Raw genomic sequence first — 24,848 nt, 5'->3', positions numbered from 1 at the left:
CCATTCAAATGACAGCAAGTAAGCGCTTAAGTACTATTACTAGCCTCTTTCACACTAGATTTTATCAATTTGGATCTCACAGTCTGCTCCCACAGTAATGATGCTATTTTCTAGGCAAGCAATCCAATTACCTATAAATAGAGGTTCGGACGCAATAATTACGGATTTTGGGAAAGTCGGATCGTCTCGTATCCAGTAAAGAGATGGAGGTGGTGAACTTGTAGCAAAACGAGAAGCTATCAGGCGATGTCCGTCACTAAAAATTACGTTGAGTGAGGCTTCTACTTGATAGCGTTTTGCCATCTCTAAAAGCGTTAATAATGTAGTGCGTAAAGCATACTCTGGAGGTCGATGTTTGTTAATTTGACTTTGTGAAAGTAACAATGCAAAAATGTGTTCAGAGTCAGTATTGCCATTAATTTTTTCGTAAAAATCTTGGCTTAAAGTGCTGCGGATTTTTCTGAGTAATGTTTTGCGGAAATTTTCGATTCGTCCATTGTGAATAAATAGCTGTTGTTGATGGTTAAAGGGCTGACAATTAGCAAAATCTAAGGATTGGCCTGCTATAGCACTGCGGACATAAGCAAGTATACACTTTGATTCAACGTAACGGCTGAGACTGGGTAGGTTTATATCATTCCAAATAGGTAGGGTATTTTTGTAGATAAAAGGTTCAATATCTTTTTGACTATGATACCAACCCACACCAAAGCCATCTGCATTTACTACCCCAGAGGTCATTTCGCGGGGTTGATAACTCTGGACTATCAGTGAGTGTTCTGGTTTATACAGAAGATGTTCTAAAGAAACAGGCGAACCCAGGTAAGCAAGTAAACGGCACATTATGAATATTCCACCTTCTATTAACACAATTATTTTTCATCAAAGAGAATATGAACGTCTGCGTAATAAGTTGCAGGAGGCGTATGAATCTAGCTCATTACCTGAAGCACCTTCCACGAATGCGGCTTTGCATAATTTGTTGGTACGACTGAGAATGAGGAGCTATGAATTTTGAAAAAACAGGAGTTTGGTAATGTTAAATTCTGCGTTCCCTATAGATAGCGCTACTATTTGGTTTGTGTTTTAATAGGTAAAATGATTGTAAACTCTGTCCCTTGTTCCAATTCTGAGATTACTTCTATTTTACCTTTGTGTTTATCAATTATCTGATAGCAAACACTTGTTTAATCTATCTGAATTATATTATAAATTTAAATTTTTTTAGCTGTTATTTCGTAATATACTTGTGAAGTCTATTGCTTTTTTGTATTCATGGCTTTTGTAAGATTACGGAAATAATTTTTATGAATTTGACGACCCTATTTGTTGTCAAATATTCTTGTTGCTTAAATATTACTTTTTATATTTCATCTACCCTTTCCCTCCTGAAAAAGGAGAGAACTGAGCCTCTAAAAAATTGAGTTAGGAGTTAAAAACTTTTAACTCCTAACTCCTGTACAGACGCGATTAATCGCGTCTCACCTAACTCCTAACTTCTAACTTTTTACAACTTCAAATTCCAAGCAGCAAAAGCTAAAGCACCCCAACCAGCAAGAAAGGCTACACCGCCTAGTGGTGCGAGCGCTCCCAAGGATTTAATACCGGTTAAGCTAAGGGCGTACAAGCTACCTGAAAAAATAGCAATGCCAATGATAAATAGCCATCCACTGGCTACGAGAAGGGGTTGAGGAAATTCGGTGCGACTAATTAGTAGTGCTACCAAAAAAAGTGCTAGAGCATGATACATTTGGTAACGAGCGCCAGTTTCAAAAATTTCTAGCGATCGCTTACTAATTTGTTCCCGCAAGGCATGGGTAGCAAAGGCACCAACAGCAACTGACAAACCGCCTAAAATGGCAGCTACGCTTAAAAAAATCTGCGTCATTAGACCTAGCTATAAGTTTAAGATCGTCATTGGTCATTGGTCACTTGTACTGAGCGATGTCGTTGGCGCAGCCTCTCGTAGAGAAGCATTGGTCATTAGTGAATAACAAATGACAAAAGACAAATGACAATTAGACATCAAAATGATATGATACAGCCCCTTCTTCGTTCACCTTAAAGTTTGCATTGAATTCTTTAGCTTTGTCATCTAAATATTGTCTGGCGTTGACTGCGGGTAGTTGTGACTGCATTGCAAAGCCTAAAACAGTTACGCGCCCCTGATTCTCTTGTAGCATCTCATAAAAAATTGATTGCAGGCGATCGCTAACTTGTTGATTAAGCGCCTTTTTCTCCTGTCGGCTTTGACGGTACAATCCTAATGCTAACCATGTACCCAATGTTAGGGTAGGAACGCCAAAAATTAGACCACCAACAGCACTATTATCATCTTCATAAGTAGCATTTGGTGCGGTAAAAGTATCCGCATCTTGTACTGGTATATATACCTCACGTACAGCAAATTTTTCCCATGTCGCTGTTGCTGATAGCGTTAAAAACATGAATCCGAGTGTCAGTAGCCAACCGGCAGCCAATTTTTCAGCAGTTTTCATAGTTCCACTTTAGATTTACACTTTGCTAGCGATTTTAACCTGACTTTCGCAAAGGTTCCAATATATCAATCTACTCCCAGCGAGAGTTTTTTAGCTTTTACATCAGACTTTTTTGCTTACCTTGCTTGAAGAGGCAGCGTTCTTAAGCACATACAACATACCCAGCAATCATGTAATATTTTAATATACTTACTTCCCGATAAAAATTCGGCGTTACATAATTTTAGAGTGATTGTGGGACGAGCATTTTGTGTGCCCAACAATTAAAGGACGGGTGAAACACCCATTTGACGAAACAATCAATCAATATCACCATCTTGCAAATATACAAGACTAAAAATTAAACGTAAAATACCGTACAACTAAGAAAATCGGAAGTTCTCGTTTGCATCCAACACACGGTAGGGGCGCACAGCTAGCTGTGCGCCCCTACGAACGGTCTTTATTCCACACAATTAAATATCGCTATACTATTCATCTTGCTGCGATTTTAACCTCACTTACGTGTGGCTTCCAGTAGGCGGGAAAAATAAAAACGAGTCCGAGTCATCGACTGTCGTTGCAATGAAAAGCCATTACTTTCTAAAATTTTCACGACATCAGCCTCACGATGCAAATATGCACGGGTGGCTTTACTTGGGCCAGGAAAGAAACTGCCAATTTTCTTGAGTATACTTAGGGCGCAGGTCTTCGGCGCAAAACTAAGAATTATCCGCGACTGTGCCAAAGAACAGAGGTGAGAAATCATCTCATCGGCTTTTTCTTGGGGGTAGTGGATGAGAACATCCAAGCAAATAACCGTATGGTAACTACCACTCAAGGATTCCAAATCCTGCACGGCAAAAGTGGGATTTTCGGCATTTGGCAAGGTTTGCTTGGCTCTATCCTTCCCTTCTTCCACCATTTTTTCAGAAATATCGGCGGCATAGACTTTGGCACCATCTAGCGCCAGGGGGATGCTAAGACTACCGACACCACATCCAGCATCACAGATTGATAGCTGTGGTAAATTGTTATCAGCCTTCAGCCAGCCGAGAACAGTATCCACGGTTTGCTGGTGTCCATTGCGGATGTCTAGTTGGATTTTGTTGACTTCGCCATCGCCGTAGATTCGCTTCCAACGGTCAAACCCTGTGGAATTGAAATACTCACGAACAATCGTTTTCTCGTCGGCTACGTTCATAAACTTTGATTTTAGGGGTTCCCAATGTTTAAAATTATCATTGATAGGAACCAATAAGAGCGGTCTTCTAGATTTTTCTAGTTTATTTGCACTTTTAGTTTCCATCTTATGTTCTCCACGAGCCTTACAAAGGTAATTATTGAACACGATCGCTTAATTATTCAGCATAGGCTGTTTTAGCAATAATTTCTAAATCCCGAACACAATCGCCAACAGTAACTCTGAGTTTATGGGCATAAATAACACCAGAAAACTTTATTTGTTTGTCTTGACGATGGTTGACTTCAGCCAGAAAATCGTCATCTTGGGAAAACAAAACAATAATAAGCTAAAGCAGAATAAATCTGGCTCATGCTCAAATGGGAATATTGAAAATGTAATTCTTCTGGACTCCAACCATAAGCATGAATTGAAGTAATTAATTCCACAACTTTCATAGATAGATGTTTCTTTCATTAAAGGAACATTGCCTTCATCGACTAAAATATGTTTATATTCAGTAGTTGTTGTTTGAGTCATAATTGTTGTTTATTTATCCAAGTTCTCCGCAGCTATATTGTTTTGTTTTCTGGCATAAATTTGAGAACGGACGATTTATAATGACAGACCTAAGTTAAACCATAGGATCGCAAATCACCCCCAAAATGATTTACCTGCGCGACTGAAAGATAAACGATCTGCTATACGGGTATTTAAGATTACTGCTGGCGCTTTTTAATCTCTGCGATCGCTAATAGCAAAGTATCTTCTATTTGCTGTCGGTACATATATTGGATTGTTGATACCTCGGTCAAGGTCAAGCGATGTCTACGATGGTCGCTGAGCTTGCCGAAGTGCGGGCTACGCCTACGCAATTAGTCAATCCCAAATTCTATCTTGGCCACTAGCAGTAGTGGAAGCATACAAACGAAACTCACGGTGGCGGGTTTTGATTTTTTAGAATTATCCACAAAAAGCAATCAGCTAAGATAATTCCCGCTAGCCTCCTTCTATAAAGTAGAGAACCTTGGGTAATTCAAGCAGAAATAATCTCCCCCAACCCTTCAAGCAATTCTTCTATGAATGTTTTCCTCTCAGTCAACAGGAGGAAATAAAGGGAAGTCGCCACGGAAGTTTCATTTTTCTGCGAAGACAGCAAAAATTATTCATGCAACAAGAAAAATTTACTCATGATATTGTTAATTTTTGTAAAGTTGATGTCTTCAAAACTATAAATCTGATAACTAGATAGCTAAACTAACAAATAGTGCATCTGTACTCTTAATTATTAAAAGTAGATGTGGCGCTATAGTCTTAATGATCCCAGTACAACTTGTTCTGAAAAACTTTCTTAGTTACCGTGATGCAACTTTAGATTTTCGTGGTTTGCATACGGCTTGTATTTGTGGTTCCAATGGTGCGGGTAAATCTTCCCTTCTGGAAGCAATCACTTGGGCGATTTGGGGTGAAAGTCGCGCCACTGCTGAAGATGATGTCATCTATTCTGGTGCCAAAGAAGTTCGAGTTGATTTTACTTTCCAAAGTAATCAGCAAAAATATCGGGTGATTCGTACCCGAATTCGGGCAGGTACTAGCGTCCTGGAATTTCAAATAGAAATACCATCTGGGTTTCGCTCACTCACTGGCAAAGGGGTAAGAGCGACACAGGATTTAATTCTAGAACACATCAAGCTCGATTATGATACATTTATTAATTCTGCCTACTTACGTCAAGGTCGTGCAGATGAGTTCATGCTCAAACGCCCCGCCGAACGCAAAGAAATTTTAGCGGAGTTGTTGAAACTGAATCAGTACGATGATTTGGAAGAACGAGCAAAGGAATCTTCTCGTCAGTTCAAAGCACAGACAATAGAGCTAGAGCGTTCTTTGGAGTCGATAAAAATTCAGCTGCAACAACGCGAGACCACCCAAGCGCACAGAGTGGAGTTAGAAGCCGAACTCAACCAACTGCAACAGGTGCAAGCTTTTGATAACATTCAATTACAAAGTTTGCAAGTTGTCCAGCACCAGCGCCAAAATTGGGAACAACAACTCAACTTTGTGAAACAGCAATACCAAAATCTTACCCAAGATTGCGATCGCCTCCAACAAGAACAATCAGCTATTGGCTCTCAGCGATCAGATTTAGAAAAAATATTACACCATGAAGCTGAGATTAAAGCTGGATACGCCCAATATCAAAGTCTACAATCTCAAGAAGAAGCTTTTGCTGTCAAATTTGAAGAATACACCCGCGCCCAACAGACTCGTCAACAAAAGCAACAACAGCTTACCAAACAAATTCACGAAATCGAACGGCAACTGCAACAAGCCCAAGCCCAAATCGAAGCTTTGCAGCAACAAGAGCGAGACATTCAGCAAACTCTGACTAAATCCGGTGAAGTCGAAGCGGCTTTGGCACAACTGGGCGCAGCACGTCACCATGTTGCTCGCTTAGATCAACTGCAAATGCAAGTTACTCCCTTGTTGCAACAACGAGCAACTTTACAAAGCCAACTCGATCGCACTCATGCTGGTTTAGTAGCGCGACTCGAACAACTCCAAAGTACTGAGAACCAATTGCAAGGCCAGCAGCGACGACAACCGCAACTACAACAAGCGGTGATGGATGTGGGAATCCAGATTGAGGAACTGGAGAAAAAGCGGGTTTATCTGCAACGAGTGCAAGAAAAAGGGCAAGAAAGGCGGCACTTTATCGAACGTCTGCAAGCTCACCAACGGGATTATGAAAAACTACTGGGAGAATTAGAGCAAAAATTGCAAATGCTCCAAAATCCCAATGCTCTTTGTCCATTATGTGAACGCCCTTTAGATGAACATCACTGGAGTCGAGTCGTGGAAAAAACCCAGGCGGAGTTAGAAGATACTCAAGGGCAGTTTTGGGTAGTGCGGGAACAAATGGCTGTGTCTGACAGAGAAATTCAGGTACTTAGGCAGGAATATCGGGAAATTTCCCAACAGTTGGCGAGTTATGATGGTTTACGTGAACAACGGGGACAGTTGGCAGCACAGTTAGAAGCTACAACTGATGTCCAACAACAGTTACAACAAATTGCTGCCGAAAAACAACATTTAGAGCGATCGCTCCAAGCTGGTGATTATGCTCCCGATAAACAAGCCGAACTCCGGCAACTAGACCAATATCTGCAACAAGCTAATTATAATGAACAAGACCACGCCCTCGCCCGGAGCGAAGTTGAGCGGTGGCGATGGGCAGAAATTAAACAAGGGCAAATTAAAGATGCAACTAAGCGACAAGCGCAACTATTAGCCCGAAAACCAGAACTTCAAGCCGCTATTGCTCAATTACAAACCAGAATCCAGCAGGATCAGACTGATTCGGAATGTGCTAAACAAATCGCGGCTCTTGAGCGTCACATTACCGAAATTGGCTACAGTTCTGAGCAGCATAACAACCTCCGTATAGCTGTCAAGAAAGCTCAATCTTGGCATTTGCGGTATCAACAACTACTGTCAGCCCAGCAGCAATATCCCCAACTCCAGACGAGATTGCAAGAGTTAGAGGAGTCTAGAAACGCCAGATTAACGGAGCGGCAAAAACTCGGCGGACAAATCGAAAGCATTATCCAGCAACTACAAGCTACATCTAACCCATCTGCCCAAATTCAAGCTCTAGAGCAGCAGTTAGGAATACGTAGACGGCAACTTGATGAGCAGATAGCTAAGTTGGGGCGTTTAGAACAGCTGGCGCATCAACTGGAAACGCTGCAAATTCAGTACGAACAACAGCAGCAGCAACTACAATCTTGCAAGCAGGAATATCGTGTTTATCAGGAATTAGCGCAAGCTTTTGGTAAAAATGGTATCCAAGCACTGATGATTGAGAATGTGTTACCGCAACTGGAAGCCGAGACTAATCAACTACTTTCGCGGCTGAGTGGGAATCAGTTTCATGTACAATTTATTACTCAAAAAGCTGGACGCAGTGCGAAATCAACCAAGAAAAATGCCAAGCTGATAGACACTTTGGATATTTTAATCGCCGATTCAAGAGGAACACGATCTTATGAAACTTACTCAGGTGGGGAAGCCTTTAGAATTAACTTTGCCATCCGTTTAGCCCTAGCTAAATTATTAGCGCAACGGGCGGGGGCGGCGTTGCAATTGTTGATTGTGGATGAAGGTTTTGGTACACAGGATGCTGAAGGATGCGATCGCTTGATTGCCGCGATTAATGCGATCGCTTCCGATTTCGCCTGCATCCTCACTGTAACCCATATGCCCCACCTCAAAGAAGCTTTCCAAGCCAGGATTGAAGTGAATAAAACTCAGGAAGGTTCGCAATTGAGTTTGTCAATTTAATTACGAATTACGTTAGCGAGTCCGCGTACTCTTACAGAGAAGCAAGCTACGCTTTTAGCATCTCGTAAAGAGCGTCATTACAAATTACGAATTAGTTAATTGTATTTTACCCGTGCATCAAGACCTAATGAGCGGAGCTTTTTTGATAGCATTTCTGCTTGGGTGCGATCGCTAAATGCCCCAGCATTCACATAATCCCCTAGACCGGATTGCTCTGTGACAGCATTAGGTAGATACTGTTGCACTTTACTCAGAGTATCATTACTCGAAATTGGTACTATTACTCTGTAAGGATTATTAGCAACTAATGTGTTGCCATTCGTAATAGGTACTACATAGTCATTACTAGGAGGTAATAGATAACCATTAGTCTCAGTAGAATTGCTTACCGCCGTTCTATTCAACCCTAAAGCTTGCCAAGTTTGCCAATCTACATTTCCAGTAGAATTAAGTCGAGAAGATTGCTGGAATGCAATCACAGATTGTCTGGTATAATCGTTGAAAAAGCCATCAGGATTGGTATTAGAGAAGCCCAACTGCGATAAACGCTCTTGAACTAATCTGACATTTTCTCCGCGATCGCCTACAGTCAGATAATTTCTGCCTGGTTGCTGAGTAGTATATCCAACCGTGGAGGCACTACGCACTGACTCCAAAACTTGGGCATTGGCGATGCCATCAACAGGTAAGTGATAATTTCGCTGGAATGCAATTACAGCTTCTCTAGTCTTTGGGCCAATTTTCCCAGTGGGATTAGTCTTAAAATAACTTAGTTGCCGCAAACGCACTTGTAGTTCTCTCACTTGTTGAGTAGACAGACTTCTTCTGCCTGGAGTTGGCGAGTAACCCAGTAGTTGGTTCCAACTTTGTCGATTCACAATCCCGTTAGCAGATATGCGATAATTTCGCTGGAATTGGATGACAGCATCTCTAGTCATTGGGCCAAAATTCCCAGTGGGATTAGCATTCAAGTAGCCTAACTGCCGGAGACGCTGCTGTAACCTTGTCACGGCTGCACCAGTTTTACCTTGAGAGAGAACAGGATATTGACCACTTGGCGGTCGCAATCTACCAGTGGTATTTATACTAGAAGTTCTACCTTGACAGGCTCGTTGCAAGGCTCGTTGAGTACTAATACCCACAACTCCATCAGCAGGTATTCTATTGGCTTGCTGGAATTTGCTCACAGCATTTTGAGTCAAGCTAGCAAATTTACCACTCACTGGGCCGTTAAAGTAGCCTAACTTTTTTAAACACCTCTGGCTAGTGGCAACTTCACCCCCACTACTTCCTATTTTCTGAAGTCCTAAAGCCTGCCCAGTTATACTTAGAAGCCCCATAGTCAGTGCCACAGACAAAAGACCCATCGGCACACGGCTAGATAACTTTTTCCTATTCAAAAATTTGAAATTAGCTACGCTAGGAACAACCTTGACGCTTTCGGATGCCTCGTAGACTGAGGCGAGCTCAGTTAAATAGCTATCTACCCCTGTTTTCACTTGCTTTTTTCAAGTTATGGCTATATGAGACTATACCATTTGCTCTGTATTATATTTATTTTTGTATGACTCTTTACAAGAAATTTTCCCAGCTGATATGAAACACAAGCTTCTGTAGGGGGAATAATAACCAATGTAAAGCTTTGGAGGCTTGTTTTCTATTTGCCTGACAAAATTTTTGCTATACCCATTTGGGTTTTGAGCATGAGCAACGTAGACAAATAGTGAATCTAGTCTTCTATTGAATTGTGGATAATATTCAAGCTCATGCTCCACGGTATCTACGATATTCGCTTAGTCTTATTTTCCATTGTGATCGCCATACTTACGGCTTACACCACACTCGATCTAGCAAGAAGAGTCACAGACGCTAAATCGCAGTCACGGTGGCGGTGGCTGCTAGGGGGAGCGATCGCTATGGGAATCGGCATTTGGGCAATGCATTTTATTGCTATGTTGGCGTTCAGTCTGCGGATTCCAATTGACTATGACTGGTTAACAGTTTTGATTTCGGTGCTACCTGCAATTTTCGCCTCTGGATTAGCCCTGTACCTAGTTAGCCAGCCAGAATTTGGGATTTTGCGGTTGTTAAGTGGTAGCCTGATCATGGGCATAGGGATTAGTGCAATGCACTACATGGGTATGGCTGCTATTCGTTTACCAGCCAAAATCTCCTATGACTTGAGTGTGGTTGCACTTTCCATTGCGATCGCCATTCTCATCTCACTGGTTGCCCTGTGGGTGGGGTTTAACCTCAGAGCTAATAGTACACTAACAGGAAGCTTTTTGAGGATTTGCGCTGCAATTCTCATGGGTGCAGCCATTCCGTCAATGCACTACATAGGGATGATGGCTACCCATTTTTCAGTCATCAAATCGGTGGAGTTTTCGGCAGTTGATACCGCTACAACCTATTGGATAGCTGCAATTATTGGCTTATTTACATTACTCCTTCTAGGATGGACGCTGCTCACATCTTTTTTCAACGAACAATTGAGTGTTCAACTAGTCAAAACAGCTGATCTTAAAGAAAAGGAAGAATGTCTCAAACAAGCCTTACAAAACCAAGAAGTGCTAGCTGCTCTAGCTGAATCTCGGTCTAAAGAATTAGAGATAGCTATGTTGGCACTTCAGAAAGCTCAAATGCAATTTATTCAAACAGAAAAAATGTCGTCTTTGGGACAAATGGTAGCGGGAGTTGCTCATGAGATTAACAATCCTGCTAACTTCATTCGTGGAAACCTGTTTCATACGGAAATTTATCTGCGACAACTTTTAGAATTAATCAATACCTATGAGCAACATTATCCAACTCCAGTGCTTGCGGTTCAAGCTCAACTAGAGTCTATTGATCTACCATTTTTGCGAGAAGATTTACCTAAACTACTCAACTCAATGCAAGCTGGAGCCATACGAATTAAATATATTGTGGAATCCCTGCGTAACTTTTCTCGTCTAGACGAGGCAGAATTGAAGGCTGTGGACATCCACGAAGGGCTGAATTCGGCACTGCTGATTCTTCAGAACCGTCTTAGTTATGCGCCAAACAATCGACCAGAAATTATTGTAATTAAAGAATATGGTAATTTACCCCTAATCAATTGTTATCCAGGACAGTTGAATCAAGTATTTTTCAACATCCTTACAAATGCCATTGATGTGTTAGAAGAAAAGCTGACTAACATCACATTACAGTCCAGTTTTACACCTTTAATTCAGATTACAACAACTGTTCATCAAGTCGGTTGGATCAACATTCAGATTTTTGATAATGGTTCTGGCATTAGTGAAGATGTCCAAAATAAAATATATGATCCCTTTTTCACAACCAAACCAGTTGGACAAGGAACTGGATTGGGGTTATCAATTAGCTATCAGATTGTCGTTAAAACACATGGTGGTAAGCTCAACTGTATTTCGGCCAAGGAACAAGGAACTAATTTTCAAATTGACCTTCCAATTGATATATTGATACATACTTCCGGTTTTGTGGGAAATAAATCTCAAGTAGCTCCAGATGAAGTTATTCAATAGACACATCTGATTTTTGGTCTAGTCTTCCCGTTTGTGGTTCTTCTATTTGCTCTGATTTTTTAAGCTATTATTGATCAACTTTTTCAGTATTACCTGCTTTCACCCAACCTTCTTGTTCGCTACCTTCCAAACGGATCTTTTGCCAGGATTTGTCCTCGCTTTCTGACAAAACAATAATTTTTTGATTAAAACCAACCCCACCAATTTTTTCAGCTTCTTGATTTGGTTGCGATCGCAAACTCAAGCCTTCACGCCAACTAACACGCCCTCGGTAAGCTCCCGATGGCAATGCTTTTGGTGATTCAGTGGGAGTGGGAGTAGAAGTTGAACTGGGAGAAGATTTAGTATTCGTCCCAGATGTAAGGGTAGGTTTACCTGCTCCAGTCTCGGTTGCTTTTGGAGCTTGGGCTTTTACCGAGGGGGTATCATTGGAAAAAACGGGTTTGGCTGGGGGTATGCCAGTGCGATTCATGAAATAGAGTGCAACTGCAACACCGCCACCGATTAACACAGCGATCGCTAATAAAAACCCAAGGATAAATTTTGTTAAGCCAGACAACATAGTTAAAATTTGAGCATCAGTGGTCAATAGTCAATATTAATTCATGATTAACTGTTGACTATTAACTAGTAATTATTGACTAACTCATTATTGTAGCTGCCAACTGAGTGTGTTTACGGAGTGCGCCGGAGGCGATCGCTTAAAGGATTGTGTTTTGATGCTAAACGCGCTCTCCCAGCCGCTGCCCATTCTTGAAGTTGCTGAATTTGCTCTACAGCAGTTCGCGCCAAGGGGATGATCTGACTGGCGGCTTCTAAAATGTCGTCGGTAGCAAAGTCGCGGTTTTGGCTAAATCCAATATGCATCGCTTCAATTAAGGTTTGCTCAATCTCTGCCCCAGAAAAATCGGGCGTTTCATAAGCTAGCCTGTCGATGTCATAACTTTTCAAGTTATGGGGACGCAATCGGGATAAATGAACATCATAAATTGCTTTTCTCTCTTCTTGGGTAGGCAAACCCACAAAGAAAATTTCATCAAATCGCCCCTTACGGAGCATTTCCGGTGGTAAGGCTTGGATGTCGTTGGCGGTGGCGACGACAAAAACAGGTGAGCTTTTTTCGGCTAGCCAGTTAATAAAAGTGCCAAACACACGGCTGGCTGTTCCGGCATCACCTTTGCTACCAACTCCAGCAAAGGCTTTATCTATTTCATCAATCCACAAAATACAGGGAGCGAGGGCTTCAGCTACTTGGATCATTTGGCGAGTCCGAGATTCTGATTCACCCACCAAACCGCCAAATAACCTCCCGACATCCAGACGTAGCAAAGGTAAATGCCAGTGATGAGCGATCGCTTTTGCCGTTAACGATTTACCAGTTCCCTGAATACCCACCAACATTAAACCACGGGGGTGCGGTAATCCGTACTGTCGCGCCTTATCAGTAAAGGAGCCTCCCCGCCGAATCAGCCAGTCTTTCAAGTTATCCAGTCCACCAATATCAGAAATTTGCTCAGTGGCGGGGTAGAAGTCCAGGATTTGGGTTTGGCGGATAGTTTGGCGCTTTTCTTCCAAAACCAGATCCACGTCTTCTGGTTGCAATTCTCCGTGGGTAGCGATCGCTTTTGCCAAAACCCGGCGAATCCGTTCCATCGAAAGTCCTTGACAAGATAGCACTAAGTCATCTAAAACTTTCCGAGAAAGGGAGTTACCAGTGCTTTGTAGTAAGTGTTCCACCTCCACTTTAATTTCTGCGGCGGCGGGTAACGGAAACTCGACAACTGTCAACACTTCGGTTAAGTCGTCAGGAATGGCGATGCGTGGCGACAATAGGACAATATTTTTTGGTTGCGACTTCAAGAGTCGGGCGAGATTGCGGAGTTTGCGGGCGATCGCAACATCATCTAAAAAGCGATGATAATCTCGTAGAATTAATACCGCAGGTGCGGAAGCTGGTAATTTTTCGATAAATTCTAAAGCTTGCAAGGGGTTACGTCGCCCAAACCCAGCATCATTGGGGTTTCCCTGGTAGCCATCGACAAAATCCCAAGTATATACTGGGCGATTACCCTGATTGGTTGCTTCTTCCCGGATAGCTGCTTCTACCCGCTCCTCCTCATAGGTGGGAATATAAATTAAAGGGTAGCGGGCGCGTAGCAGCAGTTTAAACTCTTCACGGAAGTTCATATATAGCTGTAGTTATTAGTTATTCTCTCATTGTTCAGGTTTGTATCACCTCTAACAACTAAAAACCAATAACACCAGGGAATCTTCAGTTAGCTCAAATCTTACTTAGCGCCCTCGCCCACCCAGAACTAAAGTTCAGGACTAATAGCCCAAGTCCACTAAAGTAGACAGATCAAGGTTTCTAGTCCACTTTAGTGGACTTTAGCTATGAGCCAGAGATTTTAATCTCTGGCGGACGTAGGCGATAAGCGATAATTCCAGGCTGCTATCCACAAGTTTACAGAGGTTGTCGGTGCGATCGCTAAAGTATGTAAGTATTCCTTAAAAGTAAGCGAGCGCTGGTTTTGCGTTCAGCAAATTTTTTGAGTCTTTAGTTCGTGTAGCCGCAGACTTAAGTCTGACGGAATTACCAAATTACTACCCTGGAAGTCGCTTTTTCAGTGCTTCCAGAGAAGCCCAACGGTTATCCATTGGAGTTTCAGGACTATCAGAACTATCAAGAGTACTACTTACAAGAATACCTGGACAATTGCGATCGCACAGCTGACGCTGGGGAACGGCTAAGGACATCTGTTCATACAGCCATTCGTTAGGATAAAAATAACCATCCGGCGGTAGAGTTTCAAGCAATTCTTCCAGAACCACTTCCCTTTCTAAAGGCAAGTCATTTAGCTGATTTGCAGTTTCGTCCAACCAGATGATTTCCTTCGTATCAAGCCCTAAACGTCGATTGTATTGCTGCAAACATCGGTTACAGGTACAGGTAATAATTGTTTCTGCCTGACTAGACACTTCCAAATAATTGCCATGATGCTGCACGCGCACATGACCGCGAACTGGTGTCAACGTTTCCAGTCCAGGCAGAAATTCCTCAACCTGAATTTCCTCTGTCCGCTCCGGGGCTTGAGTTAGCTGCGGAATATAAATTGCGTCCATAGGATTTGTGAGACATCCTCACTAAAATTTATCTTGATTACCAGCAATTATACTGATACTGCATCTTTAGTTTCTGCTATACAGAACTTGGCTAGACTTATTTAAAGTTAGCCATTCAACTAAAGTTTCCTTTAGAGGGTCTGCTTCTTGCTTCATCCAAGGAAGACGGCTTCAACAGTCCCCAAGCGTAATTCGGGGGTAGCCCACCCTACTGATGATTAAAGCCTCGGCTCCGCTCGGCTTTAACAGTGAGCGAAGCCGAACTGTTAATATGTTTCTGAATCTTTTAGCCATTGGACATCCATTATTTTCAGCAAATTTAACCTTCGGGGTACTCCCGTTTGACCTTTTTACAGGCTTGCTAGTTTTGACTCGACCGTGGTTTACAAACCAAATATTTAAGCCTTGGTTTTCGGCATTAATTTAGATTTTACAAGAAAATCTTACTTATTTTGGTGAAGTTTAGATCGTTGTTAATGAACTTTCTGACAATTTAGTACAGATCTCTTAAGAACAAGAGAAATTTGGAAATTATATGGTTATGAGTTTTTAATTAACTCCAAACTCCTAACTCCAAACTCATAACTCTTAACTCCTAACTTCTTCCAACGAAGCTGGACGCACAACCAGATGACGATGCGGCTCTTTACCGCGACTGAATGTTTCCAAATCTCCAAATTCCTTCAAGAAGGTATGGACTTGACGCCGTTCAGCAGAACTGAGGGATTTTATTTCCACTTCTCTACCAGAAAATCGCACTTCATCGGCTGCTGCTTCTGCTAATGCGCGAATTTCGGCTTCTCTTTTGACCCGATAGCCATTCAACTCAATGGTGTAAGAGGCTTGTTCCTCCGGGGGTTGGCTAAGGTTTAAAACTGAATTTGCTAGATACTGAATCGCATCTAGCACAGAACCATCAGCACCAATTAATATCTGGATTTGTTCTGAAGTAAAGTTGGTTTGGTCAATTGTCAACCAGTAATTATCTGGTTCTGGGGCATCCCCGTCTTGAGATTGGGCAGTTTCTAAATGACCTTGAATCTCACCAGGTATCCCGGTGAGTTCCAGCAGTGTTTTTAACCATTGCTGACCTCGCTGCATCGGAATGTTGCTCATGATCCCCCTGCCGCCTTTTTCTTACCACTTTTTGGTTCAAAGGGCAATGCCTTTTGTTCTGTGACTGCTGCTTCTTTTTCCTGAATTTCTACAATTTTTTGCAGTTCTTCTGATAGAGGTTCGCGGGAGAGAAGATAAGTTTGTGCGGTTTGGAAAATATTACCAATCACCATATACATTAGCACCCCGGCTGGTAAGGGGAAGAACAAAAACATTCCAGAAAAGATGACTGGGGTGATTTTGTTCACTGTATCCTGCTGCGGATTGCCACCACTGGAATTTTGCCCAGAAAGCAGCTGACTAACATAAAGGCTGATTCCAAAGAAGACGATCATGGCGACGATATCCCAGTGGATTGTCCCATCTGGATCGGTTGCGCCAACCCTACCTAAGGCATCAATAAATAGAAAGCCTTTTTCTGCTGCTAGTCCAGGAATTGTTCCTTGAATGCTCACTTCTCCCGGTTGCAAAGCTTCTACATTGCCTTGGGCATCGATTTTTATCCGATCTTCCCCTTTGGTGACTTTCCAATCAGGAATCAGCTTATTTTCTGGGTGTTCTGCTAAGAGCACCTGAAATGGTTTGCCCTCAATAGTCTGATATTGTATCTTTGTTTGTTCTCCCACCGCTAATTTATTACCACTGGGAAGGATTGCAGCGACTTTAACGTGTTCCCCATCCGCAACGTAAATATTTTGAGCAGCAGTGGCAAAAGCTTGCGGTTGAATTTGTTCGATTTGTTGTGCGGGAAAGATTTGCAGGTTAACGCTGTAGTTCGCACTCGCAAAAGGCGAACCCCGCAAAGTGGCGAATAGCGCTAACAAGACTGGCATTTGCACTACTAATGGAAAACAACCTGCTAAAGGATTCCCAAATTCTTTTTGAACATTGACCATTTCCTCCTGCTGCTTTTGCGGATCATCCTTATAGCGCTCTTTGATTGCTGCCATCCGCTTTTGCATTAGAGGTTGTACAATTCGCATTTTCCGCATGTTGCGAATTGAGCCAGCACTCAGGGGATAGAGCGCGAAGCGGACTATCAGTGTCAAAGCAACGATCGCTAATCCGTAGCTAGGCACAATACCATAGAAAAAATCTATGATTGGCAGCATCACGTTGTTCGAGAGAAAGCCGATACCAAAATCCATTATTCTGAATTCAACCTGAGCTACTGTAAACTGAATCTAATTTATCTAAATCATAATTTGTCGGCGACTATCTTTCGCTACGGATAGCCGCACATTTAAATGGGGCATTGGGCATTGGGCACTTGTACTGACTTGTACTGAGCGGCGCCGAAGTAGAGAAGTCGTTGGCGTAGCCTCTCGTAGAGAAGTATTAGGCATTGGTTATTCCCTTCGTCCCCCTCATCCCCTCTTGCTCCCATCATTTGTTGGCAGCAACAGTATATTCGGGATTTTTCGCTGCAATTCTGTCGTTGATGTAGTCATAGACTTCCCGAAACTTGGGAATTGCACGCAATTCGAGACGACTGCCGTTTCTTAGGGTTAATACCATATCTCCCCAAAAGCCAATGCCACGGGGAACTGTGACGACTTTGACAATTTCTGAGTAAATTATGTCAGTGCGATCGCGCCCCTGCCAACCTCCGATCACAGTAATTCGGCGATCGGTGATGCGGAAACGCAGCCACAATGCCCTGACAATTGCCCCAACTGTTAAGGGTATGCCGACAATCGTTAGCCCAATCAGGAGGTTGATAATTAAATCCCCAAGATGGGGTCCACCTTCATAATAAACATCTTCACGAATTCCCATCGAACACCTCAGCTTGTGCCAACAACTGCTCTAATTCTTGCAGAAATTCTGAGCTTACGCACTTAGATTCTCCTGCTGTGGGTTTGACAATTACCACTAGCCGCCATCCTGGTGATAATTTAGGCAGCAATTTGTGTAAAGCACCAGCAATTTGCCGTTTGATTCGGTTGCGAACCACTGCCCTTTTGCTGACTTTTGTGCTTATGGAAATGCCAATTCGCGTACTGGCAAGATGTGCTGAGTTAGTTGCTGGTGTAGTCTGGGTGGCAATATCCAAAGAAGGTTTTGTTAAACATAATGGCTTTAAGGCTCTCAATGTTAAATAAGAGCCATGACGCCGAATTCCTTCCCGGAAAACTGCCTGGAAATCCTTGCGGGATTTTAGCCGATTTGCTTTAGGCAAAGCCACAGATGCTCTTTTAGCTTGATATACCCTAAACGCTCAGACGGTGACGCCCCTTTCTTCTCCTAGCGCTAATTACGTTTCTGCCGTCTGGTGTCCGCATTCTGGCGCGAAAACCAGAGGTTCTTTTTCTCTTACGGCTAGTGCCGCCCAGTGTTCTTTTCATAGAGTTCTCCTCTTAGGTGATTTTTATAAAAACTCACAATCTCATATTTTATCACTTTATTAGGAAATTGGGAATTGGACAATTCAATTTTGGATTGACAATAGCGCCACGGAGAGCGAGTCAGACGTTCGCAGAGCAGACTCGCTAACGCTTCTCTAGGAGACGCTACGCGAATGCTATCGAGCGTCTTTTGGATTAAATTTCAATTCTTTAATCCAAAAGCGTTCGACTAAGCGCTCACGCCGAAGTCTAAAATCTAAAATTCTTACTCCCCACCTTAATTGATGCTCAAAATCCATGTTCCCATGTAGCGCAGTAGTGGCACATCGCCAGGGGAGAGAACTTGACAATTGAAATAGTAAACTCCGCCGAAGGATGGGTTTTGGACGTTAGATAAGACTAACTCAACTGGGCTACCTGCTGGCACCGGATCTTGGGGAAAAATATTAATCAGTTTACCTTCTTTGTCCCACTTCACCTCAGAAAGCGGAACTGCTTTGCCTCTGACTCGGACTTCAATTTCTTTCGAGTCAAAAGTTCCTTTGTAATAATTAGGGTAGGTAATGGCAAATTGACTAACAGCCAATTTCATTTTTTTGGCTGGAATCCTCAATATGTATCGATCCGGAGCATTAGCTTGTCCACCAAAATCTAACCTAAAGGGCAGCTGATTTTCGCCTTTGATGCCGCTAAACAGCGTCAATCCAGGTAAGCTTTGCGCCAAAGTCAAGGCTGGTAATCCAGTAACCAAAAAACTAGTCACGGCTAAAGCAGAAAGTAAACGTCGCATAATTGGGCTTCCTCTACCAAAATGTAAATCTGTTATCTAAAAATAACTGTGTGTTAGTATTCTTTACTAAACTTTACTACTCACTTCCTAACAATGGACGTTTCATAACAATAAAAAGTGTCATCTTCTCTCAGCTTTGGACAACAGTAAAATTACTTAGTAGTAAATTAAACATATAGTATTTACTTCATTATCCTTGTAGAGTCATGATTTAGATTACTAAGTTAGTCAAATTTGAACTAGATAAAAACACAGTTAGGATTAGATTGTATTTCAAAATATGTACAAGTGTATCTAAAATTTGAGAATTTTGTTATAAAAATTGAGCCGCGCTATCAGCGATCGCCAGTTAAGTTGGGCTAAATTGATTAAAAGAAGTTTGAATCAAAGTCGTAATCCTTAAAATTTGATTGGGAAATTATCAAGCTTTGAAAATTTGCTCAATATTACTCTATAAGAAAGGAATACCAAAATTTTTTAATCCCAAAAATCAGTTGAAGATAAAAATGCCAAATTTGGGAATCAATTTAGGATATGCAATACGTAACCCTGTTTGCAACTATCTGAAAATATCATCTCTGCGAGCAGCAAAGTGAGGCTTTGCCTGGAGAACTAAGAGTGAAAGAGGAAAGATTCCAGGTTCAATCTATAAATAAAAGTCATGGTTGATATTCCTGCCTAAATACAATGAGTGCGGGACACCCCTTATATGGACAATCGCCTATTTAGCAGAGATTAGGTATTTATCTTCAGGAGATTTTATGAGAATAGCAGTTGCTAAAGAAATTGAAGTTTGTGAACGTCGTGTGACATTAATTCCTGATGCCGTTGGCCGATTGGTAAAACAAGGTTTGGAAGTTTGGGTAGAAACAGGTGCTCCGCCAAGTACGCCAATAACGTCCTTGGCGGAGCTTTAAAAAAAGTGATTGCCTGCAAAATCTCCACAGTGCGTAGGCGAAGCTCGCCAAAGGCATCGCTCTCTTCTGACTGTGTGTTCTCTGCGCCTCTGTGGTTCGTTAAAAAAAGCGATCGCCTGCAAAATTTCCATTGTGCGATCGCTCTCTTCTTTCTTTGCGCTTTTGCGTTAGATAGAAAAGCGATCGTTAAATCTCCTGTGATCGCTCGGTTAATTTTCTAAATTTCTTCCCATTCTCTAGCATCAATAAAAATAGATAAATGTTTTTTATTACTTGTGGCAATAATAACCTCATGTCCATAATTAGCAACTAAAATAGATTGAGATGCTAAAATTACATCACCATCTAAAGCTTTATTATCTGCTGTAGATTTACCTTGATTTCGGACTTCAGCCCATAACTATGCTGCTTTCAACATCACTTCTGTTGTAATAGGAAGATAGATAATTTCTAACTTGAGTTGATTAAGTTTTCTAATTCCTGATAATTTATTTGCCCTTAATAATTCCCGTCTAATTTCATAATCTATAATTTCTGGTAAAATTACTTCATATCCTCTCTCAAAAAGCGTATAAAACCATTCTTGACATTGCACAGCTAGAGGTGTTGCTTTTGGATTAGTAATTAATCCCACAGGTGCAGAATCTAAGATAATAACCTTACTCATCCTATTCTAAATAGAAATGCCTTTCATAGATTCTATAATTTCTAAGGTTTTCTGTTGTTCTTCTTGTTCATCTAACTCATTCCATGACTCAAATAATTCTTTAATATTTGTTTTCCTTTCTTGTTGTTTAACGGTATCACTATGATTAATTTCATTGATAGCATTTTCCCACTGATTTAATGATGTCTGTTTCATCGTCAGAGTTTGACGAAATAGACGTACAAATTGTAGTAATTCTGGGAGATATTCTTCTGGAGTTTGTTCAATTTCTAATAATAAATCAGCGCGGGGTGTCGTTGATGATTGTGGTGTGATAGGTTGATTATTGTTCATAAGTATCTTGCAAGTACATAAATTAATAACACGAGTAGATATTAATTTGTTTTAGTGTTGGCAGTTATATTATATTTTAGCGTGAATGGCTCTTTTACCTCCCTGATCAAGTCCCGACGCTTACATGGTATCCAATAGATTAAGGATCGGTTCCTGATCGAGGTAATCAATTAAGCGATCACTATCTTGAATCCTCTGTGTCCTCTGCGTGAGATAAAAAAGCGATCGCACTTCTAAAATAAAACTCCACGATGCGATCGCTCTCTTCTGACTCTGTGTCCTCTGCGCCTCTGTGGTTCGTTAAAAAGAGCGATCGCCTGCAAAATGTCACAGTGCGTAGGCGTTGGCGTAGCCTCTCGTAGAGAAGCCAGCCGAAGGCATCGCTTGCTTTTATCTTGAAACGCGATCGCATTAATCTTTCAGTTGAAAACTGAGCCGTATTCGTTCGTCAAGTCAATTAGCGATAAAATTTGAATATAGTCAAGTTAGTAGGGTTATTTGAAATGAATATCTCCCTCAAACCTGAGCATAAGCAGTTTATTCAATCCCAAATTCAAGCTGGGAGATACAAACGCGATCGCTCTCTTCTATTCTTCCTTGGCGTCTTGGTGGTTCGTTAAAAAAAGCGTAGGCGATGCCCGCCCAAGGCATCGCCTGCAAAATCTCCACAGTACGTAGGCGTTGGCGTAGCCTCTCGTAGAGAAGCCAGCCGAAGGCATCGCTACGTTAAGCTACATTAACAATCAACTTAACTTATATAGGTAATCGCCTTACTCTGAAAGTTTCATTACTGACAGAAATAATTGTCCCTGCTTCTAAATCTGCCTGACATTCCCTTAAAACTTCCGTTAAACGCTCATTAATTGCGTTGTAATTTTTATTTCCTAATCTAAACAAAATTACACTGGGTAAATTATCCCCACTAGTGGCTAAAAGTTGGGCAAAATCCAAGTCTACAGTTAATAAAATCCTCCCTTCTATACGAGCTTTCACTAAAATCTGATTATCTGGTAGTCTTTGCAACCCTTCATAGCGCAAATGTACCACATCATAACCAGCATTACGCAACCAAGACACAGTGCGTAGAGAAATTCCCATATCAGCTAAAAATTTCATTTTACTTAATTAAGCCGTTTTGAAGGGATAAACCCGTTCTTGAGTTAACCAAGCTGCGTAAAGTAAAGATTGACGAATATCCTCTGGTTCTAAATCAGGATATTCTTCTAAAATCTCCTCTACAGGTTTGCCATTAGCTACCAAATTAACCACTAATGAAACTGGAATCCGCATCCCACGAATGCACGCTTGTCCTGCCATAATGTGAAGATTAAATGTAATTCTTTCCAGACCTAACATAAATTATTTTTTGTAATATCTTCTAGTTTCTCATAAATACGATAATTACAGTAAGCTAGACGTTTTTTGCTAATTTCTGTCCCTACTGTTGGATCTAAATTCACTAACCAGACTTCACCTCTGTACATAAGTCCCTGAGTTGTAGAAGTCTTCATCTGAATCATCGCAAAAGTCTTCTCCGTCTAAGTCTGAGAATATATTTAGTTCACTACTAGGTGCATAATCTGCAATAGCTGTAATTGCGGCTAGTGTTAATTGGCGATTTTGCGCGAAACAAAAAAGGCGATTATGATTAATTTAGGAAAAAATCAGAATTTAAGGTTTCATCAACAGAAAAAGGATAGTCTTTAGGAAAAATAGACACAGGAAGTCCTGTTTCAATAGATGCTTCTTTTCGAGCATATTGGTAACAATTATCAAAAACTTCTGTGTAATAGCATTTTAAGCTAGGACTATCTAAAAATGCTTCTTGTAATATTTGACGATATTCATAGATTGTATATAACCAGCTATTGGATCGGTTCTGGGGTTGAAATTTGTATTTGAGAAGGTGCATTAAAAGCACTCTAAGATTACTCTTTAAAGCATTTTTATCACTTCTCCCCATACTTTCAATTTCTTCAATTAAATTTTCTAACTCTAATTCTAAAAAGTTTTTGTTTTTTAATAAATAAACAGTGTGTTCTAACCACAAGTGATAATCTTGTGCATAAAGATTATTGGTTTTAGGAACAGATTGATTGCCCATAAATTTCTCCTTTATGGATATATAATTTTAACATTACTTGTGTTATCTTAGAGTCTACGTTAGCGTAGCTTACGGCATTATCTTACCCAATCAAGCTAACCATAAGGGTTTGAATTTCCGATTCCGTCCTGCGGGTTTAATCACTTCGACACGGATGATTTCCATATCTCGGTTTGGAGATTGAAGAAAATGAAATCCGCTCCAACGCATCAGTTCAAATACGGCGTCTTTCACTTTGCCCAAACAATCGTAGATTGCTTGCCGGAATTCTTCTAATTGTGTCAGGATCATCACGTCAATGATTTATAGATTAGATTCATTGACTCTACAGCAGTCAGTATTACTACTGCTTGCTTTTGTTTAAACCCTTTAGTCTTCAATTCAGTACTATTGTCTATTTTTTATCTCTAATTCTCTAAGTACTTTTTCTGAGCCTGAGCTTTTAGTCCAAACTCCAGTTTAAACCGACATCTTTACAAATTTTTAGACAAAAACTAACCAGAAATTTTAAATTCGTGCAAATATAAAGAAAAGCTTAAGAGGTTACAGACTCATGGTCAGTGCCAAAATGATGCAACAGCTCTGGGCTGTAATCGAGTCTACCCAGGTCAGCACCCTGCTACAGTTTGACGATGCTGCTTTAGTACAATTGCTCCTCCAGCAGTTAAAAGTTAAGCAGGGGATTGATGCTCAGGCAGATAACATACTCAATACTTATATAAAATCTAAATTGCCCCTGATTCGTGATACAGCTGAAGGTCGATTATCCTTCGGACAAGGCGGCAATTATTAGCACCAGAAATCAAATGATTGCTCATTGCCAATTATACGCTCAGAGTTCAAACAATTGAATATTATGAATCACTGGCTAGTAATTGCCCTGGTAGCTTATCTAATTGGAGCAGCGATTGAAGGGGTTAGTACAGCCAGTCAGCTATCTCATTTAGTGCCAGAACTACCTAAAAGTACACAAGCTCATCCTTCAGAGTCTGCGACTGGGCCTAGTTCGAGTTGGCGAGTTGTGGCCGCCATCGCCTCAATAAGTATCTGTGGAGCTTTTTTGTGGCCTTGCCGCCTTTTCCATCGTTTAATTAAAGGAAACGTTCGTTCGTAAGCCTAGCCGTGGCTGAAGCATGGAGGCAAAAAATATATCTATTTGCCGGTTGGTCAATTATGCAGTTTGTTCTGGTTCTGTCGCTACATTTTGCCCAATTTTTGGCTCCGTTCCCGCAAGCAGTCGTTGAATATTAGTGCGGTGGCGCAAAATTACATATAATCCCCCGGCAATCCCAAACAGAACATAGGGTAACGGTTGATGCAAAAGTACCATGAAAATTGAACCTGCGATCGCACCTGCAATTGAACTCAAAGAGACAATCCGCGATATTGCCACGACGACGGCAAACACACCTGCTGTTGCTAAACCTATCTGCCAACTCATTGCCAACAAAATCCCCAAGCTAATAGCAACAGATTTACCACCAGTAAAGCCCAAAAAAATCGATTTACTATGTCCCAGAATGGCAGCTAATCCAGATATTGTTACCATCCACGGTTGCCACAGTTGTACATCTACCGTTGGGGGGATATAATTATGAATTGGCTTAAAATTGAACAACCAGTAAACTAGAGCGATCGCTAATACTCCCTTTAAGGAATCAAGTACTAAAACCAATGCTCCTGGCCCTTTCCCCAAGGTTCTTAATACATTAGTTGCGCCAGTGGAACCTGAACCAACTTCTCGAATATCAATACCTTTTAGCTGCTTCACAGCGATGTAGCCAGTGGGAAAAGAACCCAGCAGGTAAGCTATAACTACAATTGCCGCGCACAGAGTTAACCAAATAGCCATAATCCAATTCACGCATTCAAAATTTAAAAAAGTCAAGAGGTATTACTCTTGACTAATGACT

At 41.4% G+C, this 24,848-nt stretch carries 32 protein-coding genes and 1 pseudogene; 7 read left to right on the top strand and 26 right to left on the bottom strand.

Annotated elements, in window-relative coordinates:
* Positions 1–54: 54 nt before the first annotated feature.
* Complete coding sequence (gene egtC / locus ACYTXL_RS20680; protein WP_461926358.1) at positions 55–843, bottom strand: ergothioneine biosynthesis protein EgtC; 789 nt, start codon at positions 841–843, stop codon at positions 55–57.
* A gap of 1 nt (position 844) precedes the next feature.
* Here egtC and ACYTXL_RS20675 point away from each other — a divergent pair, with 1 nt between their 5' ends.
* A complete protein-coding gene (locus tag ACYTXL_RS20675; protein WP_461926357.1) occupies positions 845–1,018 on the top strand; it encodes a hypothetical protein in 174 nt (57 codons plus the stop codon).
* 489 nt (positions 1,019–1,507) lie between these two features.
* Here the strand turns inward: ACYTXL_RS20675 and ACYTXL_RS20670 are convergent, their stop codons facing one another.
* The 6 genes from ACYTXL_RS20670 to ACYTXL_RS20645 form a co-directional block, all read right to left on the bottom strand.
* Positions 1,508–1,888 (bottom strand): DUF423 domain-containing protein, encoded by a 381-nt coding sequence (locus tag ACYTXL_RS20670; protein WP_461926356.1) that lies wholly within the window; start codon positions 1,886–1,888, stop codon positions 1,508–1,510.
* 130 nt (positions 1,889–2,018) lie between these two features.
* Positions 2,019–2,498 (bottom strand): hypothetical protein, encoded by a 480-nt coding sequence (locus tag ACYTXL_RS20665; protein WP_461926355.1) that lies wholly within the window; start codon positions 2,496–2,498, stop codon positions 2,019–2,021.
* Between the two features lie 496 nt (positions 2,499–2,994).
* A complete protein-coding gene (gene bchM / locus ACYTXL_RS20660) occupies positions 2,995–3,681 on the bottom strand; it encodes a magnesium protoporphyrin IX methyltransferase (protein WP_461926354.1) in 687 nt (228 codons plus the stop codon).
* 157 nt (positions 3,682–3,838) lie between these two features.
* A complete protein-coding gene (locus ACYTXL_RS20655) occupies positions 3,839–3,997 on the bottom strand; it encodes a hypothetical protein (RefSeq protein ID WP_461926353.1) in 159 nt (52 codons plus the stop codon).
* The gene (locus ACYTXL_RS20650) at positions 3,981–4,118 is read right to left on the bottom strand and encodes a DUF433 domain-containing protein (RefSeq protein ID WP_461926352.1); all 138 of its coding nucleotides are present in this window, start codon (positions 4,116–4,118) and stop codon (positions 3,981–3,983) included. Before ACYTXL_RS20650 ends, ACYTXL_RS20655 begins: the two co-directional genes overlap by 17 nt.
* A gap of 261 nt (positions 4,119–4,379) precedes the next feature.
* Positions 4,380–4,535: a hypothetical protein gene (locus tag ACYTXL_RS20645; RefSeq protein WP_461926351.1), complete on the bottom strand. Its 156-nt coding sequence runs from the start codon at positions 4,533–4,535 to the stop codon at positions 4,380–4,382.
* A 442-nt stretch (positions 4,536–4,977) separates the two neighbouring features.
* Between ACYTXL_RS20645 and sbcC the strand changes: the two genes are divergently transcribed.
* The gene (gene sbcC, locus ACYTXL_RS20640) at positions 4,978–8,004 is read left to right on the top strand and encodes an exonuclease subunit SbcC (RefSeq protein WP_461926350.1); all 3,027 of its coding nucleotides are present in this window, start codon (positions 4,978–4,980) and stop codon (positions 8,002–8,004) included.
* A 95-nt stretch (positions 8,005–8,099) separates the two neighbouring features.
* On the opposite strand, the gene ACYTXL_RS20635 is transcribed toward sbcC, so the two are convergent.
* On the bottom strand, positions 8,100–9,404 hold the full coding sequence (locus tag ACYTXL_RS20635; protein WP_461926349.1) for a peptidoglycan-binding protein: 1,305 nt from the start codon (positions 9,402–9,404) through the stop codon (positions 8,100–8,102).
* A gap of 366 nt (positions 9,405–9,770) precedes the next feature.
* Between ACYTXL_RS20635 and ACYTXL_RS20630 the strand changes: the two genes are divergently transcribed.
* Positions 9,771–11,537 (top strand): MHYT domain-containing protein, encoded by a 1,767-nt coding sequence (locus tag ACYTXL_RS20630; RefSeq protein WP_461926348.1) that lies wholly within the window; start codon positions 9,771–9,773, stop codon positions 11,535–11,537.
* Between the two features lie 67 nt (positions 11,538–11,604).
* Here ACYTXL_RS20630 and ACYTXL_RS20625 read toward each other — a convergent pair whose 3' ends face one another.
* The 10 genes from ACYTXL_RS20625 to ACYTXL_RS20580 form a co-directional block, all read right to left on the bottom strand.
* Entirely contained in the window at positions 11,605–12,099 is a 495-nt protein-coding gene (locus ACYTXL_RS20625) for an SH3 domain-containing protein (RefSeq protein ID WP_461926382.1), read from the bottom strand.
* A gap of 113 nt (positions 12,100–12,212) precedes the next feature.
* Positions 12,213–13,724, bottom strand: coding sequence for an AAA family ATPase (locus ACYTXL_RS20620; protein ID WP_461926347.1), 1,512 nt, complete (start codon positions 13,722–13,724; stop codon positions 12,213–12,215).
* Positions 13,725–14,141: 417 nt separating this feature from the next.
* Positions 14,142–14,660 carry a YceD family protein gene (locus tag ACYTXL_RS20615; protein ID WP_461926346.1) on the bottom strand — a complete coding sequence of 173 codons (519 nt, stop codon included), beginning with the start codon at positions 14,658–14,660 and terminating at the stop codon, positions 14,142–14,144.
* Between the two features lie 588 nt (positions 14,661–15,248).
* Complete coding sequence (locus ACYTXL_RS20610; RefSeq protein ID WP_461926345.1) at positions 15,249–15,776, bottom strand: Jag family protein; 528 nt, start codon at positions 15,774–15,776, stop codon at positions 15,249–15,251.
* Positions 15,773–16,924 carry a membrane protein insertase YidC gene (yidC, locus tag ACYTXL_RS20605; protein ID WP_461926344.1) on the bottom strand — a complete coding sequence of 384 codons (1,152 nt, stop codon included), beginning with the start codon at positions 16,922–16,924 and terminating at the stop codon, positions 15,773–15,775. The genes ACYTXL_RS20610 and yidC overlap by 4 nt, the downstream gene beginning before the upstream one ends.
* A 45-nt stretch (positions 16,925–16,969) precedes the next feature.
* Positions 16,970–17,122 (bottom strand): hypothetical protein, encoded by a 153-nt coding sequence (locus ACYTXL_RS20600; protein ID WP_461926343.1) that lies wholly within the window; start codon positions 17,120–17,122, stop codon positions 16,970–16,972.
* Positions 17,123–17,162: 40 nt separating this feature from the next.
* A complete protein-coding gene (locus ACYTXL_RS20595) occupies positions 17,163–17,555 on the bottom strand; it encodes a PH domain-containing protein (protein WP_461926342.1) in 393 nt (130 codons plus the stop codon).
* The gene (rnpA, locus tag ACYTXL_RS20590; protein ID WP_461926341.1) at positions 17,542–17,964 is read right to left on the bottom strand and encodes a ribonuclease P protein component; all 423 of its coding nucleotides are present in this window, start codon (positions 17,962–17,964) and stop codon (positions 17,542–17,544) included. Before rnpA ends, ACYTXL_RS20595 begins: the two co-directional genes overlap by 14 nt.
* 25 nt (positions 17,965–17,989) lie before the next feature.
* A complete protein-coding gene (gene rpmH, locus ACYTXL_RS20585) occupies positions 17,990–18,124 on the bottom strand; it encodes a 50S ribosomal protein L34 (RefSeq protein ID WP_094327629.1) in 135 nt (44 codons plus the stop codon).
* A 277-nt stretch (positions 18,125–18,401) separates the two neighbouring features.
* The gene (locus ACYTXL_RS20580; RefSeq protein ID WP_461926340.1) at positions 18,402–18,914 is read right to left on the bottom strand and encodes a DUF2808 domain-containing protein; all 513 of its coding nucleotides are present in this window, start codon (positions 18,912–18,914) and stop codon (positions 18,402–18,404) included.
* 734 nt (positions 18,915–19,648) lie between these two features.
* On the opposite strand from ACYTXL_RS20580, the pseudogene ACYTXL_RS20575 reads away from it, so the two are divergent.
* Positions 19,649–19,792, top strand: a pseudogene (locus ACYTXL_RS20575) (NAD(P)(+) transhydrogenase (Re/Si-specific) subunit alpha); the annotation flags it as partial.
* Positions 19,793–19,836: 44 nt separating this feature from the next.
* Positions 19,837–20,052, top strand: a complete 216-nt coding sequence (locus tag ACYTXL_RS20570) for a hypothetical protein (RefSeq protein WP_461926339.1) — start codon at positions 19,837–19,839, stop codon at positions 20,050–20,052.
* A 179-nt stretch (positions 20,053–20,231) separates the two neighbouring features.
* Here ACYTXL_RS20570 and ACYTXL_RS20565 read toward each other — a convergent pair whose 3' ends face one another.
* From ACYTXL_RS20565 to ACYTXL_RS20535, 7 genes are all read right to left on the bottom strand, one after another.
* Positions 20,232–20,498 (bottom strand): hypothetical protein, encoded by a 267-nt coding sequence (locus ACYTXL_RS20565; protein WP_461926338.1) that lies wholly within the window; start codon positions 20,496–20,498, stop codon positions 20,232–20,234.
* Between the two features lie 6 nt (positions 20,499–20,504).
* Complete coding sequence (locus tag ACYTXL_RS20560; RefSeq protein ID WP_461926337.1) at positions 20,505–20,831, bottom strand: hypothetical protein; 327 nt, start codon at positions 20,829–20,831, stop codon at positions 20,505–20,507.
* Positions 20,832–21,012: 181 nt separating this feature from the next.
* Positions 21,013–21,243 (bottom strand): hypothetical protein, encoded by a 231-nt coding sequence (locus tag ACYTXL_RS20555; protein ID WP_461926336.1) that lies wholly within the window; start codon positions 21,241–21,243, stop codon positions 21,013–21,015.
* A 341-nt stretch (positions 21,244–21,584) separates the two neighbouring features.
* A complete protein-coding gene (locus ACYTXL_RS20550) occupies positions 21,585–21,947 on the bottom strand; it encodes a DUF5615 family PIN-like protein (RefSeq protein WP_461926335.1) in 363 nt (120 codons plus the stop codon).
* Positions 21,948–21,956: 9 nt separating this feature from the next.
* Complete coding sequence (locus ACYTXL_RS20545) at positions 21,957–22,187, bottom strand: DUF433 domain-containing protein (protein ID WP_461926334.1); 231 nt, start codon at positions 22,185–22,187, stop codon at positions 21,957–21,959.
* Between the two features lie 292 nt (positions 22,188–22,479).
* Positions 22,480–22,935, bottom strand: coding sequence for a DUF29 domain-containing protein (locus ACYTXL_RS20540; protein WP_461926333.1), 456 nt, complete (start codon positions 22,933–22,935; stop codon positions 22,480–22,482).
* 90 nt (positions 22,936–23,025) lie between these two features.
* The gene (locus ACYTXL_RS20535) at positions 23,026–23,226 is read right to left on the bottom strand and encodes a hypothetical protein (RefSeq protein WP_461926387.1); all 201 of its coding nucleotides are present in this window, start codon (positions 23,224–23,226) and stop codon (positions 23,026–23,028) included.
* Between the two features lie 262 nt (positions 23,227–23,488).
* On the opposite strand from ACYTXL_RS20535, the gene ACYTXL_RS20530 reads away from it, so the two are divergent.
* Together ACYTXL_RS20530 and ACYTXL_RS20525 are read left to right on the top strand one after the other, a co-directional pair.
* On the top strand, positions 23,489–23,728 hold the full coding sequence (locus tag ACYTXL_RS20530) for a hypothetical protein (RefSeq protein ID WP_461926332.1): 240 nt from the start codon (positions 23,489–23,491) through the stop codon (positions 23,726–23,728).
* A 63-nt stretch (positions 23,729–23,791) separates the two neighbouring features.
* A complete protein-coding gene (locus ACYTXL_RS20525; protein WP_461926331.1) occupies positions 23,792–24,049 on the top strand; it encodes a hypothetical protein in 258 nt (85 codons plus the stop codon).
* Between the two features lie 57 nt (positions 24,050–24,106).
* Here ACYTXL_RS20525 and plsY read toward each other — a convergent pair whose 3' ends face one another.
* Positions 24,107–24,787 carry a glycerol-3-phosphate 1-O-acyltransferase PlsY gene (gene plsY, locus ACYTXL_RS20520; RefSeq protein ID WP_461926330.1) on the bottom strand — a complete coding sequence of 227 codons (681 nt, stop codon included), beginning with the start codon at positions 24,785–24,787 and terminating at the stop codon, positions 24,107–24,109.
* Between the last annotated feature and the right edge of the window lie 61 nt (positions 24,788–24,848).

The organism is Nostoc sp. (genome assembly GCF_054880495.1).
Note: the sequence above shows the minus strand (reverse complement) of the source record. Positions and strands in the feature narration are given on the sequence as shown.